General features: G+C 43.3%; 11 protein-coding genes and 1 pseudogene. 5 read left to right on the top strand and 7 right to left on the bottom strand.

The window, feature by feature from the left end; genetic code table 11:
* Window positions 1-38: 38 nt before the first annotated feature.
* Window positions 39-989 (bottom strand): mannose-6-phosphate isomerase, class I, encoded by a 951-nt coding sequence (gene manA / locus SC79_RS12400; protein WP_039075313.1) that lies wholly within the window; start codon window positions 987-989, stop codon window positions 39-41.
* Window positions 990-1,251: 262 nt separating this feature from the next.
* On the opposite strand from manA, the pseudogene SC79_RS12395 reads away from it, so the two are divergent.
* The 3 genes and pseudogenes from SC79_RS12395 to SC79_RS12385 all read left to right on the top strand — a co-directional run bounded on the left by SC79_RS12395 (window position 1,252) and on the right by SC79_RS12385 (window position 4,935).
* Window positions 1,252-2,702 (top strand): annotated as a pseudogene (locus SC79_RS12395) (spore germination protein).
* Between the two features lie 5 nt (window positions 2,703-2,707).
* Window positions 2,708-3,814: a spore germination protein gene (locus SC79_RS12390; protein ID WP_039075312.1), complete on the top strand. Its 1,107-nt coding sequence runs from the start codon at window positions 2,708-2,710 to the stop codon at window positions 3,812-3,814.
* Window positions 3,811-4,935: a Ger(x)C family spore germination protein gene (locus SC79_RS12385; protein WP_039075311.1), complete on the top strand. Its 1,125-nt coding sequence runs from the start codon at window positions 3,811-3,813 to the stop codon at window positions 4,933-4,935. Before SC79_RS12390 ends, SC79_RS12385 begins: the two co-directional genes overlap by 4 nt.
* A 38-nt stretch (window positions 4,936-4,973) precedes the next feature.
* Here SC79_RS12385 and SC79_RS12380 read toward each other — a convergent pair whose 3' ends face one another.
* Window positions 4,974-6,347, bottom strand: coding sequence for a sugar porter family MFS transporter (locus SC79_RS12380; protein ID WP_039075310.1), 1,374 nt, complete (start codon window positions 6,345-6,347; stop codon window positions 4,974-4,976).
* Window positions 6,348-6,676: 329 nt separating this feature from the next.
* Here SC79_RS12380 and tagT point away from each other — a divergent pair, with 329 nt between their 5' ends.
* Together tagT and ywtE are read left to right on the top strand one after the other, a co-directional pair.
* On the top strand, window positions 6,677-7,645 hold the full coding sequence (gene tagT / locus SC79_RS12375; protein WP_039075309.1) for a polyisoprenyl-teichoic acid--peptidoglycan teichoic acid transferase TagT: 969 nt from the start codon (window positions 6,677-6,679) through the stop codon (window positions 7,643-7,645).
* A gap of 155 nt (window positions 7,646-7,800) precedes the next feature.
* Complete coding sequence (gene ywtE, locus SC79_RS12370) at window positions 7,801-8,661, top strand: 5-amino-6-(5-phospho-D-ribitylamino)uracil phosphatase YwtE (RefSeq protein ID WP_039075308.1); 861 nt, start codon at window positions 7,801-7,803, stop codon at window positions 8,659-8,661.
* Between the two features lie 34 nt (window positions 8,662-8,695).
* Here ywtE and SC79_RS12365 read toward each other — a convergent pair whose 3' ends face one another.
* From SC79_RS12365 to pgsB, 5 genes are all read right to left on the bottom strand, one after another.
* A complete protein-coding gene (locus tag SC79_RS12365) occupies window positions 8,696-9,937 on the bottom strand; it encodes a C40 family peptidase (RefSeq protein ID WP_039075307.1) in 1,242 nt (413 codons plus the stop codon).
* A 140-nt stretch (window positions 9,938-10,077) separates the two neighbouring features.
* On the bottom strand, window positions 10,078-10,245 hold the full coding sequence (gene edmS / locus SC79_RS20095) for an extrachromosomal elements maintenance protein EdmS (protein ID WP_010328823.1): 168 nt from the start codon (window positions 10,243-10,245) through the stop codon (window positions 10,078-10,080).
* Window positions 10,246-10,259: 14 nt separating this feature from the next.
* Complete coding sequence (gene pgsA / locus SC79_RS12360) at window positions 10,260-11,402, bottom strand: capsular polyglutamate synthetase PgsA (protein WP_039075306.1); 1,143 nt, start codon at window positions 11,400-11,402, stop codon at window positions 10,260-10,262.
* An 18-nt stretch (window positions 11,403-11,420) separates the two neighbouring features.
* Window positions 11,421-11,870, bottom strand: a complete 450-nt coding sequence (gene pgsC / locus SC79_RS12355; RefSeq protein WP_003227889.1) for a poly-gamma-glutamate biosynthesis protein PgsC — start codon at window positions 11,868-11,870, stop codon at window positions 11,421-11,423.
* 14 nt (window positions 11,871-11,884) lie between these two features.
* Complete coding sequence (pgsB, locus tag SC79_RS12350) at window positions 11,885-13,066, bottom strand: poly-gamma-glutamate synthase PgsB (protein WP_039075305.1); 1,182 nt, start codon at window positions 13,064-13,066, stop codon at window positions 11,885-11,887.
* Window positions 13,067-13,572: the final 506 nt, after the last annotated feature.

Below are 13,572 nucleotides of genomic sequence, written 5' to 3'. Positions count from 1 at the left end.
TTTTAATAAAAAAACTTAATCTCGAAGTGAGATTAAGTTCACATATGAGACACGATCAGTGTACAAGTTCCTTTAACCGTAAAGTCAGGCATTTGAGCGGGCAGGATCAAGTGATCTCCTTTTTTGAGCGGACATGTTTTATCTTCATACGTCAGTGAACCGCTGCCTTCTATTACGCTGCAAAGCAGGAAGGCTTCATCCTGAGAGAGCTCAGCCTCGCCATCTATGTCCCATTTATATACCGAAAAATATTCCCCTTGGACAAATGTTTTAATGGTTATTCCTTTTCTTGACTCGGTTGATTCGTCTATATATCCGTCCACATGGGGAACCGTTGCCGCGTTGATCGCTTTGGCAAAGTGAAGCTCTCTCGGACTCCCATTGTGATCAAGGCGGTCATAGTCGTACACCCGGTATGTGGCATCTGAATTTTGCTGTATTTCTAACACAAGCGCCCCCTTGCACAATGCGTGCAGCGTTCCGCTCGGCACATAATAGAAATCACCAGGTTTCATTTTGATTCTTCGCAGCAGGCCTTCCCAGTCACCGCTGTTGATCATTGTGACTAATTCTGTTTTTGAGCGGGCCGTATGCCCATAAATCATCTCCGCGTTTTCTTTACAGTCGATGATGTACCAGCATTCTGTCTTGCCAAGTTCCCCCTCTTCATTTTCTCCGGCATAATAATCATCAGGGTGAACCTTTATCGACATATCTTCCTTCACGTCCAGAAGTTTTGTCAGAAGCGGAAATCGGTTCCCCTCCACGCCGCCGAATAGTTCACGATGGTCTTCCCAAAGCTCGATCAATGTCTTTCCTTTATACAGACCATTCGCTACAGTGCTCGATCCTTTTGGATGGCCTGAAATGGCCCAGCATTCTCCCGTTGTATCGGAAGGAATGCCGTAGCCGAATTGTTCTCGTAAAGCGGTGCCGCCCCAGATTTTCTCTTTAAAAACAGGCGTTAGAAAAATCGGTGATTGCGTCATGATCCGTACCCCTCCCCTGTAAATAACTTGTCATTATTTTCCCGGTGCGCCCCTCTTGCAAACGCCCATATAAGCTGCCGGTTTTCCTAGGACAACATATGTATAAAGCATCATCTTTTAGCAACCCCATTAAAGAAAACGCTTCCTTTTTATTATATCATGCCAAAAAGCAGCTTTGTTTCAAGCTTTTCCTTAATAAGAATAATTGTCCTTTTTTGATACAAATTAATAAAAACCGTCAATTTTGATAAGGAGTGAACCTATGCAAATCGATCCTGATCTCCAGAACAATTTAGAGACCCTCAAAAAAACGTTGGGGCAAAACGACGATATGATGTTTTATACATTTGCTTTCGGAGACAGAAGACAGAAGGCGTGTTTACTGTATATTGACGGTCTGACAGAGAATAAAATGCTGGCGCAATACGTTATTTCTCCTCTACAACGAGAAGCGTTATCCCATCGAGAAAGCTCGATTGAAGATTTATCCGCCTTTTTTTTGGTTTTCACCACATTGTTGTCAGCACAATGAAAGAAATAGAGATGCTCGTTTTTACAGGGAAAGCCATTTTGCTGGCTGACGGCTATTGCAGAGGATTAGCTTTTGACACGAAAACATTAAAAACACGCAGTCTTGAAGAACCTTCATCCGAAATTGTGGAACGCGGTGCGAAAATAGGATTTATTGAAAAGCTGCGGACAAACACAGCGCTTTTGCGTGAACGGACAAGTGATCCTAACCTTGTCATAAAGGAAATGATCCTCGGAAAAAGGACGAAAAAGAAAATCGCTGTCGCTTATATTCATGATATTTCTCCTGACTACGTTGTAAAAGAGGTGTTTGAAAGGCTGGAATCGGTCAAGATAGATGATGTGCCAGAATCAGGCACGCTTGAACAGCTGATTGAGGATGAACCACTTTCGATCTTTCCCACGATACTAAGCACAGAACGGCCTGATCGTGTAGTTGCTTCTCTGTTAGAAGGGCGAGTAGCCATATTGGTAGATGGCACGCCGTTCGCTTTGGTTATGCCGGCTACGGTTGACGAATTTATTCATTCGCCGGACGATTACAGCCAGCGCTGGATTCCAATGTCACTTATACGCCTTCTTCGTTATACCAGCATCCTGATCACCATTTATTTGCCCGGCCTGTATATTTCTCTCGTTTCTTTCCACACCGGGCTTTTGCCGACAAGAATGGCGATATCCATTGCGGGCAGCCGGCTTAATGTGCCATTTCCGCCTTTTGTTGAAGCTTTTTTTATGATATTTACAATCGAGCTGATCAGAGAAGCCGGATTGAGACTGCCAAAACCGATCGGACAGACGATTGGCCTTATCGGCGGAGTTGTCATAGGACAAGCCGCTGTTCAGGCGCAAATCGTCAGCGCGTTGATGGTTATTGTCGTTTCTGTCACTGCACTGGCATCCTTTACCGTTCCTTCATACGCCTATAACTTTCCGCTGCGGATTATTCGGATTGGGGCCATGCTCAGTGCGGCAACGCTTGGCATGTATGGAGTGATTATGGTTTATCTGTTTGTGATCGGCCATTTAATGCGCCTGAAAAGTTTTGGCCAGGATTACATTATTCCGATTATGGCACAGCCCGGACAGGATTTGAAAGACACAGTGATCCGCATTCCAACTCTATTTTTAAAAAGAAGGCCGACACGAAACGATCCAGAAGACAACATCAGACAAAGGTGAGGGCTATGAAGAAATCAGAGCATAAACTGACATTTATGCAGACGCTTATTATGGTAAGCAGCACGCTGATCGGCGCCGGTGTCTTAACCCTTCCCCGATCAGCAGCTGAAACCGACAGTCCTAGCGGATGGATTATGATTCTGCTCCAAGGCGTAATATTTATTATCATCGCTCTGCTCTTTTTGCCTTTCCTTCAAAAAAACAGCGGAAAAACACTATTTAGGCTCAACCGCACCGTGGCCGGTAAATGGTTAGGGACTTTATTGAATTTGCTTATCTGTCTATATTTCATTGGAATCGTTTGTTACCAAGCACGGATTTTAGGAGAGGTCGTCGGATTCTTTCTGTTGAAAAATACGCCAATGTCAGTTGTCGTGTTTCTATTTCTTGCGGTTGCCATCTATCACGTGGGCGGAGGCGTTTATCCAATTGCAAAGGTATACGCTTATATATTTCCTATCACCCTTATCATTTTTATGATGCTCCTAATGTTCAGCTTTCGCTTGTTCCAGCTTGATTTTATCCGGCCAGTATTTGAAGGTGGATATCAAAGTTTTTTCTCTTTATTTCCCAAAACGCTTTTATATTTCTCGGGATTTGAAATCATTTTTTATCTTGTCCCGTTTATGAGAGATCCGAAGCAAGCGAAAAAGGCTGTCGCTTTAGGCATCGCGACTTCCACCGTGTTCTACAGCATTACGTTGTTTATTGTAATTGGCTGTATGACTGTAGCTGAGGCAAAAACAGTGACATGGCCGACCATTTCTCTTATTCACGCGCTAGAGGTTCCTGGCATTTTTATTGAACGTTTTGACCTGTTCCTGCAGCTGACCTGGACAGCACAGCAGTTTGCCTGTATGCTCGGGTCCTTCAAAGGTTCCCATATCGGTTTAACAGAAATCTTTCATCTAAAAAATAAAAACAATCCATGGCTCTTGGCGGCAATGCTGGCTGCTACATATTTCATTACGATGTATCCCAAGGACCTGAATGACGTATTTTATTACGGGACACTTCTCGGATATGTTTTTTTATTTGTCATTGCAATCCCATTCTTCATCTGGTTTGTAAGCTGGGTACAGAAAAAATTGGGGAGGGGGCAGCTTGGATGAAGATCATAACAAAACTTGCGGTCATGTTTCTCATGCTGCAGATGCTCTGCGGGTGCTGGGATGTCAAAAATATAGAGAAACTATCCTTCGCCAGAGGACTGGCAATTGATGAGACAGAGGATGATCAGTATAAATTAATGTACCAAAACCTTCTGCCCCAAAGTGAAGACAGCCAAGCATCCGGTAAACCTGAATTTGTTCATGTGACATCCAACGGGAAAACCATTCTGGAAGCAGTCAGTGATGTATCTATCAAGGACCCTCCTATTTATAGCGATCATTTAAAAGTGATTCTTTTGGGAGAAAAACTGATGAAGAATCAAAACATAGATCAAGTCCTTAACCATTTTATTCGAGATGACGAGCTCCGGCGAAGCAGCTATTTGATGGCAGCCAAAGGGAAAGCGGCTGATATCTTTACAAAAGGAAGCCCCAATCAGCAACAGCCGATGCCAACTGAAAAACTGATTGATCTGACAACTCACAGAGGATATAACGGTAAGATTATGATGCCGCTTCGCATCGGCAGAGCTTCTGTATATTGCCAAAACGGCTACAGCTTCCTCATTCAAGCCGTGAAAAACCAAAAGGGAAAAGCAAAGTATGATGGGGCGGGCATTATTAAAAGCGGCAGCAATAAACTCGTTGGATTTCTGTCAGCAGATGAAACACAAGCGCTGACATGGGTCATGGGGACGATTCAAGGCGCCGTCATGCCAACGACAGATAAAGGACATCCGATTACGTTTGAGATCAAAAAATCAAAAACGAAAATCAAGCCGGCCATTAAAAACGGAAAGCCTGTTTTTCAGATTTCTGTCCAAACAAAGGGCATCCTGACAGAAGACCAAACCCCAAAAGAAAACTCCTTTAGCAAGAGCTATCTGAACAGGCTGGAAAATATTTTCGAGAAAAAGCTTGAACGCGATATTAAGAAAATCATGGATAAACTGCAGCATGAGTATAAAACCGATCCGATTTTTTTATCCGACCATATTCGGGTTCAATACCCAGAATACTGGCATAAGGTAAAAGGACATTGGGATGACGTATTTTCTGAGGCAGATCTCACGTACGATATTTCTTTCAAAATCATTAACTTCGGCACAGTAGGAAAGTGAGCCATAGCAAAAGGGTGCGCAGGATCGCGCACCCTATTTTATGTTTCGGCCGTCTGCTGTTTTCCAGACGAACCTCCCTGTCCGTTTTTGTCCCGTAAATCCTGCTCAATTTCTTCAAGGCTTTTTCCCTTCGTCTCTGTCACTTTAAACAGGACAAACAAGAACGCCATGATACCAATCGCGGCATAAATTAGAAATAAATAACTGATGCCGATTGCCTCCATTAAGATTGGATAGGTTAATGAAACAATCAATGTCCCAAAGTGAAGCACCAAGGTTGATACACCGGTTCCGATTCCTCTGACATGGAGCGGGAACAATTCAGGAAGCATCACCCAGACAACCGGTCCCCAGCTGACCGCAAAGACTACGATAAACACACCTAAGCAAATGACTGTCGTCCATGAAGCAGCCGCAGTGTTATTGAAAAAGAGATTCACCAGAGCGAGAACGATCAAGCTGATCACCATGCCGGCATTCCCGAATAACAATAAGGGCTTTCTTCCGATCTTGTCGATGATTTTAATCGCTACTAATGTCATGAGAACATTAACTGTGCCGATTCCGACCGTTCCTAAAATCGAAGCGGAATCTCCGAATCCGACGTTTGTAAAGGTCTTTGGCGCATAATAGATGATCGTGTTCGTTCCGATAAACTGCTGCAAAAACGCCAGTCCCAAGCCGGCAATCAGTGCGGGACGCACCCAAGGATCGAACAGTTCCTTCAGGCCGCCTTCATCCTGTTTTTCGGCCTCTTGAATATCATGTATCTCCTCGTCAATATCGTTTGTGCCACGCAATTTTCCAAGAACCTTTTTCGCTTTGCCTTCTTCGCCATTCGTGAACAGCCAGCGCGGGCTCTCCGGCATGAACAAAATGCCAATGAGAAGCAGCAGCGACGGCACAACAGCCAATCCAAGCATCCAGCGCCACGCTTCGGCGTCGGCAAATATGTAATTGACAATGTAGGAAAGCAGGATGCCGACCGTGATCATTAGCTGATTCAGCGATGACAGCGCCCCGCGCTTATGCTTCGGCGCCAGTTCAGATAAATAGAGCGGCACGATCGTCGTCGAAGTTCCGACTGCAAGTCCTAATATCATGCGAAACAGCACCATGACTTCCGTATTCGGGGCGAGTGCCACACCCAGACCGCCTATACAAAACAGCAGCGCGGCCGCCATAATTGCTTTTTTTCTCCCGAAACGGTCAGTCAGCTTGCCTGCCGTGCCTGAACCTAATATGGCCCCTACCAATAAAGAGCTGACAACAAGCCCTTCTGTAAACGCATTTAATCCTAAATCCTTTTTCATAAATAAAATAGCGCCGGAAATGACTCCGGTATCATACCCGTACAACGCGCCTCCAAGAGCGCCGAAAAAATAAAGCCATATATTCGACTGTTTTTTCATAACAATGACTCCCTTTCTCCATCAGCTTAATGACATCGTTTCGAAGTTTATTAGAAATCTTTTAACCTCTTTTTCTGGCCATTAAACCTTTTCGCTCTCGCAGACTACAACATTTCCAATCATTCTCTCACATTTTTTTCTTCGTCATCGAAACATTTTATTTGCTACAGCGTCCAATATAAGGTGATTCAGTACATTAAAAATATTTATTCTCAAGAATAGGATCATATAAATATAGGAATATTTATCGAAAAATGTCTTTCAAGGAGTTGTCCCATGGCAAAATAAATGGTACTCTTCAAATATTAAAGAAACGAGAGGTTATTGATATGGAAGAACGAACACACCGCAGAAAGAAAAAGAGAAGACTTAGAAAATGGGTGAAAATCGTTGTCGGTTTGATGGCTTTTCTAGTCATTGCGGCAGGATCTGTCGGCGCCTATGCTTATGTCAAGCTGAGCAATGCGTCTAAAGAAGCCCATGTCAGCCTTGCACGCGGAGAACAATCAGTAAAACGGATTAAAGAATTTGATCCCGGAAAAGATTCTTTCTCTGTATTGCTCTTAGGAATTGACGCCAGAGAAGAAAACGGCGAGACTGTCGATCAGGCAAGAAGTGACGCGAATGTTCTGGTTACATTTAACCGGAAAGAAAAAACAGCTAAAATGCTTAGCATTCCGCGTGACGCCTATGTAAATATCCCAGGCCATGGCTATGATAAGTTTACACATGCTCATGCCTACGGCGGCGTTGACCTCACTGTGAAAACAACTGAAGAGATGCTGGATATTCCGGTCGATTATGTCGTCGAAAGCAATTTCACAGCTTTTGAGGACGTCGTGAACCAGCTGAATGGCGTCAAAGTAACAGTAAAAAGCGATAAAGTCATTCAGCAAATCAAAAAAGATACAAAGGGAAAAGTCGTTCTTCAAGAGGGAACCCATACGCTTGATGGAGAAGAAGCACTTGCGTACGTACGAACTCGTAAAGCGGACAGTGACCTTTTGCGGGGACAAAGACAAATGGAAGTGCTGAGCGCCATTTTGGAGAAGTCAAAATCACTGAGCTCAATTCCGGCTTATGATGACATTGTGGATACAATGGGGAAAAATTTGAAAATGAACTTATCACTTAAAGATGCCATCGGCTTGTTCCCGTTCCTCACTTCATTGAAATCGGTTGATTCTATTCAGCTGACTGGTTATGATTATGAACCTGCTGGAGTATATTATTTAAAATTGAATCAGCAAAAACTGCAGGAAGTCAAAGAAGAGCTGCAAAACGATTTAGGTGTATAATGAACGGGATGGCGTAATTGCCATCCCGTTTTTACATATTTCCTTGTTGAAAATTTTCAAAGTAACGTTTAGCCTGATATATATGGTAAATGTTTCGCAGGAAAGCTGAACATACTACACGAAGCAGCTTCATTTTTAAGGAGGTTCCCCTACATATGAAATGTATTGCGATTGATTTAGACGGAACATTACTGAATAAGGAAAGCGTCATTTCTGCTGAAAACAGAGCGGCAATCAAGCGGGCCATTGATGCCGGCATCCTCGTCACCATTTGCACGGGAAGAGCAACGTTTGATGTAAAAGCGCTGCTGGACGACCTTGACATTCCTATCATTGCGGCAAATGGCGGAACGGTTCACGACAAAGGCTACCGCCTGATCAGCCGGACGTTAATGGATCAGGAGGCCGGTAAGGCGATCGCTGATTACTTACTGTCAAAAAACATTTACTTTGAGGTCTATACAGATGATCATCTGCTTTCTCCTTTTGACGGCGAGGATAAGCTGCATGCGGAGCTTGATATTTTAAAGAGCGCTAATCCAAGCGAAAAGACGGATGAATTATGGCAAGGGGCCATGACTCAGTTCAAGCAGTTTGGCATTAAACCGATCCCTCAAATTGAATCGGTTTTTGACGGCAGCGAAAACATTTATAAGCTTCTATGCTTCTCCTTTGATATGGACAAGCTGAAACAAGCGAAAGAAGAGCTAAAGCATCATAAAAAACTGGCGCAAACTTCTTCCGGAAAACATATTATCGAAATCTTGCCGGCCTCTTCGGGAAAAGGACGCGCGCTGACAGAGCTGGCTGACATATACGGGATTGACACAAAGGATATCTATGCGATCGGCGACAGTCCGAACGATTTGTCGATGTTCGAGATTGCCGGACACCGTATCGCTATGGAAAATGCGATCGATGAATTAAAAGAAAAAAGCACCTTTGTCACAAAAAGCAATGATGAAAATGGTGTGGCTTACTTTATTGACCAGCTTCTTTCCGGGAAATATGCCTAAACAAAAAGACTCCAGAGATTCTGGAGTCTTTCTATTATTGCAACCGTATGCTGCCAGCGTATTTATCTTTCCAATACGTGCTCGTGTTCATATTGGTAATGGTTACACCATTTGATAATGTGACATGAACAACTTGTCCGTTTCCGATATAGATCGCGGGATTTAAGCTTGTTGATTGGAAGAACACAATGTCTCCCGTTTTCAGATCCGCCTTCTGAACCTTAGTTCCGGTTTTGTATTGGCTTGTTGCGTATCGAGGCAGAGAAATACCGGCTGCTTTCTGATATACATACTGGACAAAACCAGCTGTATCAAACCCAGTCTCTGGCGAAACCCCGCCTTTTTTGTAAGGAACCTCTCCGACATAAAGCGTTGCTTCAGACACGATTGGATTTTCTTTCGGAATGGCCAGATTGTTAAATCGGCGAATGCCTGTCATCTTCGACTTCCAGTAATCCTCAGACAAGTAGGAGATGGTTACTTTTTCTGACCGGCTTGCCTGAATAAATCTTCCTCCGCCTGCATAAATGCCCGCGTGTGAAATGCCGGTTTTGTACGTATTGCTGAAATACACGACATCACCTGGCTTGATGTTCTGAGGCGCTACCTTCTCTCCGACTGTCCACTGCTGTTCGGCTGATCGCGGCAGATAAATGCCGAGTGCCTTTTGAAACACATATTGCACAAGCCCTGAGCAATCAAAGCCCTCTGACGGTGTGCTTCCGCCAAACACATATGGAATGCCGATATATTTTTCGGCCTCCTGAACGACTGGAACATTAGCAATTGCCGGGTTGGCTAAGATGCGTCTCGCGCCGATATAAGAGCCACTCCAATAGCTGCTTTTTGTGTAATTGGTGATGATAACCCCTTTTGACTGTGTGCTGTGGATCATTTGGCCGTCTCCGATGTAAGAAGCGACATGTGTCGGAGAAGTCCCGCTGCTTCCCTTTTTCTTAAAAAACAAAATGTCTCCCGGCTTCAGGTCTACCGGCTTTACGGCCGTTCCGACTTTGTACTGATCTTTCACAGATCTCGGCAGATGAATCTCAGCTCTGCTGAACACGTATTGAATCAATCCCGACGGATCGAATCCCTCTTTCGGCGTTTCGCCGCCGTATTTATACTGATACCCAAGCAGTTTTTTCGCTTGGCTGATCATCAGTTCAGATGACGTATCAGCCTCCGCAATTTCCGCTTTTGTGATAATTGAACCCATAAAAACAATGATAACCGCCACAAGCAAAAACCTCTTCCAGTTTGCCAGTGTGTTCACTTTTACTATCTCCTCCTCTTTTTGCAGTTTTATCATCGGTAATTTTTTCAATATGTTAAGGGACTTTTTGATATTTTTACAAACTGCGTATGCTGGGCAAATAAAAAGAGAATGCCTCCACAGACACTCTCTTTTTTGAATTATTTATTGGTACTTGCCGTTTCTTCCTGCTGCTGGATTTTGTGCATTTCCGTATCAATTTTCTGCTTTTCCTGATCTGTCAGATGATCATTGAATTTAAAAGCTGACATAAACATGAATACGATGGCTACTGCAACAAACGGCCAGATCGCTTTAACAAATTTCATCTTTATCACTCCGATTATTTAGATTTTAGTTTGTCGCTATGATCAACTTCAAACGTCAATTTTCCGTCTTTGGCTTTCCATTCGAAATTAGAACCTTTCGTGAGTTCGCGAATAATCGTTTTTTGTTTAAGGCTTCCTTTTTTCACCGGCGCAGGCGTCGCTTCATGGATATCAATCGGTGTCACTTCAAAGCGGCCTGTTCCGTTTTTCTTCAGGTGATACTGAACCAGTGCGCTGTCTCTCGTTCTCGTCCAGCCCTGATCAAAGACAAAGTTGCCGAGACTGTAGAAAATCACGGTTCCGTTATACACTTCAATCGGTTCTAAAACGTGCGGGTGATGGCCAACAATAATATCAGCACCCGCATCAGACATGGCTCTTGCAAGCTGGCGCTGGCGGTCGTTTGGATCATTGTCATACTCTTGTCCCCAGTGTGACTGCACAACGACAATGTCTGCATGTTGTTTCGCTTCTGAAATCATCGGGATAAAGATTTCAGGATCTGCGGGCAGCACGCCCGGTGTTTTCTTTTTAGCTGCGAAGCCTTTTCCGGACACATCCGTAAAGCCAAGTGTCGCAATCGTTACCCCATTGGCTTTCTGGTACGATATATTCTTTTTCGCATCGCTTAAGCTGTATCCCGCTCCAACGATATCAAGGTTTTGCTTCGCGAATTCTTCTAATGTATCTCTCATGCCCTGAGCGCCGTAATCCATTGCATGGTTGTTTGCGCTGTTGAGAACCGTGAAGTTCATATCCTTCAAGACTTTCACTGATTCCTTATTCGTCTGGAGATGAATTTCTTTTTCTGCTTGTTTATAATTCTTTTTATAGGTCACCGGGTTTTCAAAGTTTCCGGCTACATAATCAGACGCTTTAAAGATCGGTTCAACATACTGAAAAATACTGTCTGCCCCTTTTTGCTTCGTTACTTTTTCAACATAGCGGCCCATCATAATATCACCGACAAATGAGGCGGAGAGAACATCGTCAGCATACGTTTTGACCTTCGGTGTTTCTGCTTTTCCCGCCCACATAAAAGCGAACATGAGGACAAAAACGATTGGAATGGCAATAAATACGTGCTTATTGGTTTTCTTTTTTTGCTGTTTTGTCAGCTTTAGCAGCTTTTCATGAAAGCTCAGTTCTTTTTTCATCGTTTGACACACCTTACATTAAATTAAGTAGTAAACAAACATGATAGCAAAGGTCGCTCCGCTCAATAACAACGTGCTTCCGAACGTAATGGTTAAACCTTGTTTCTGAATGGTATTGGCAATTAAACCTGGCACGATGATGCCGATTCCTCGAAATTCTGCGATTTCAAATGGTACAATCGGGTATAGAAAATCAAACGCGATTTTCAGGACAATCCCTGTGATCAGCATGGCAGCGAATTTTCTGCGTCCGTACAAAATCATAAATTTCGATAAACCGTATTTCACAATCACATAAGTGAGCAGGCTCACTAGCAAAACAAGTAAAATAAAGACCGGCTGATTAAACACGAGTCCTAAATATCCTGGTACAACAAGCCCTGCCGGCACGATTCCTGTTTTTTCTGCAAAAATCAAACTGAGTAGGACACCTAAAATAAGTGCGATGTATAAATCTGATCCGAACATGTCTGCATTTCCTCCTAGCTTACGAGCTGCTTAACCTTGTATTCGTGGATTTTTTCAATTAAAGGCTCTGCGGCGCCATGAATATTGCCAACGCCATATATGACACGGTTGTGCATTCTTTTCTTTAACAATTCCATAATTTCTTCTGTTGACTTGTACTCTAGATCATGCAGTTTGTCTGCAGGAATTTTGCCTTCTTCATAGGCTTTTACGATCGGCTCAGTTGTTTCGCCGATTAAGATTAGTTCACTTGCTTCAATATAAGGCAATACGTCATTTGCGAATTGCTGTGTCCGATCCACACGGTCTGCGCGGCAGTTCATAATGATGATCGGATCATCGGTCGGATAACCGATTTCTTTTACACGTTTCCATATATTCAAAGTAGAAGAAGCATCGTTTGCGGCAAACCCATTTACAAAATGCCCAGGCTCGCTCGGGCTGATCAGCGGAAGTATTCTCATGGCTCCCGGATCTGGCGGCGCATTCAGCATTCCTTTAAACGCTGTTTCCTCGTCAATGCCGAGTGCTTGAGCCACACCCAGTGCCAGGGAAGCGTTATCAGGGAATACCATGTATTCAAATTTACGCAAATATTCATCTGTAATTTTTGAGTTATCAGCAATGATGACTTTTGTGTTTCGTTCTTTTGCTTTTTGTTTAAAGAACTCGGTATATTCACTATCTGTAATGACAAGATGGCCATTATAAGGAATAGTAGCCGTAAACGCTTCCGCAATTTCATCGAGCGTCGGCCCCATGACATCCATATGGTCCTCCAGCACGTTTACGATGACACCGATATTAGCTTGAAGAAGTTCTTCCTGAAAGATAATTTGATAGTCCGGATTAACGGCCATGCATTCACTGACAAGGGCGTTGGCTCCTCTTTCTACTGTTTCTTTCATGACTTCTTTTTGTTCGCCGATATTCGGCCCCTGAGGTTTCCGTTTGATCGGCTTTTCCTCCGGAGTATCCCAATAAATCATTCTTGCGTCCGTTCCTGTCGTTTTCCCGACAGTTTTGTAACCGGCTTCTATTAATATTCCGGTTGTCAGCCTTGTCACAGTGGACTTTCCTCTGATGCCGTTAATATTCACGCGAACAGGGAGGGCATCAATGTTTTTCTGATGTCGTCGTTTTTCTAATATTCCGATGACCAGTATGACAGCACAGGCTATAATGAGTAACCACATTGCTTTTCGACATCTCCTTCTATATTGTTGTAAATTCATTCATCAGTATATAGAATCACTATGAATTCTCAATCGGCATTATGTAACATAATCTTCCCTCATCCACTAAGCCAAACTTCTCTTTTGAAAGAGATTTTGTACCTACAAACTGTTTTCTAATTTTGGAAAACAGCAGGACTTACACCTTATCTCTTTTTTTAAAAAGCAAAAGGAATGCGCTTTCATTTCTTCCATGGTATCCTTCTGGACGTAAAGTCACCCATTGGTGTGTGCATATAATATGTATTTCAAATCAATCTTTTTTTCAGCCCGTGATCTTAACTTTTTCCCGCTACCATGCGTGTTTTCGGTTCTTATGAACATAAAATCGTTTATCCTGTTTCTTAAGGGCAAGGTCATCATGTCATCCTTTCAGCATGGAAAAGGCAATCTGGGGCCTATTCCAAAAAGACTAATGGGCTCATATAAGAAAACGCCAATCATACCGGTCCGAATTCTCTAACATA

It is taken from the genome of Bacillus sp. MSP13 (assembly GCF_000815295.1).
GTDB classification, from domain to species: Bacteria; Bacillota; Bacilli; order Bacillales; family Bacillaceae; genus Bacillus; species Bacillus vallismortis.
Note: the sequence above shows the minus strand (reverse complement) of the source record. Positions and strands in the feature narration are given on the sequence as shown.

Excerpts from the sequence above, each read along its gene's own strand:
- manA (WP_039075313.1), bottom strand. The coding sequence starts at position 989 with ATGACGCAATCACCGATTTTTCTAACGCCTGTTTTTAAAGAGAAAATC.
- SC79_RS12390 (WP_039075312.1), top strand. The coding sequence starts at position 2,708 with ATGAAGAAATCAGAGCATAAACTGACATTTATGCAGACGCTTATTATG.
- SC79_RS12385 (WP_039075311.1), top strand. The coding sequence starts at position 3,811 with ATGAAGATCATAACAAAACTTGCGGTCATGTTTCTCATGCTGCAGATG.
- SC79_RS12380 (WP_039075310.1), bottom strand. The coding sequence starts at position 6,347 with ATGAAAAAACAGTCGAATATATGGCTTTATTTTTTCGGCGCTCTTGGA.
- tagT (WP_039075309.1), top strand. The coding sequence starts at position 6,677 with ATGGAAGAACGAACACACCGCAGAAAGAAAAAGAGAAGACTTAGAAAA.
- ywtE (WP_039075308.1), top strand. The coding sequence starts at position 7,801 with ATGAAATGTATTGCGATTGATTTAGACGGAACATTACTGAATAAGGAA.
- edmS (WP_010328823.1), bottom strand. The coding sequence starts at position 10,245 with ATGAAATTTGTTAAAGCGATCTGGCCGTTTGTTGCAGTAGCCATCGTA.
- pgsA (WP_039075306.1), bottom strand. The coding sequence starts at position 11,402 with ATGAAAAAAGAACTGAGCTTTCATGAAAAGCTGCTAAAGCTGACAAAA.
- pgsC (WP_003227889.1), bottom strand. The coding sequence starts at position 11,870 with ATGTTCGGATCAGATTTATACATCGCACTTATTTTAGGTGTCCTACTC.
- pgsB (WP_039075305.1), bottom strand. The coding sequence starts at position 13,066 with ATGTGGTTACTCATTATAGCCTGTGCTGTCATACTGGTCATCGGAATA.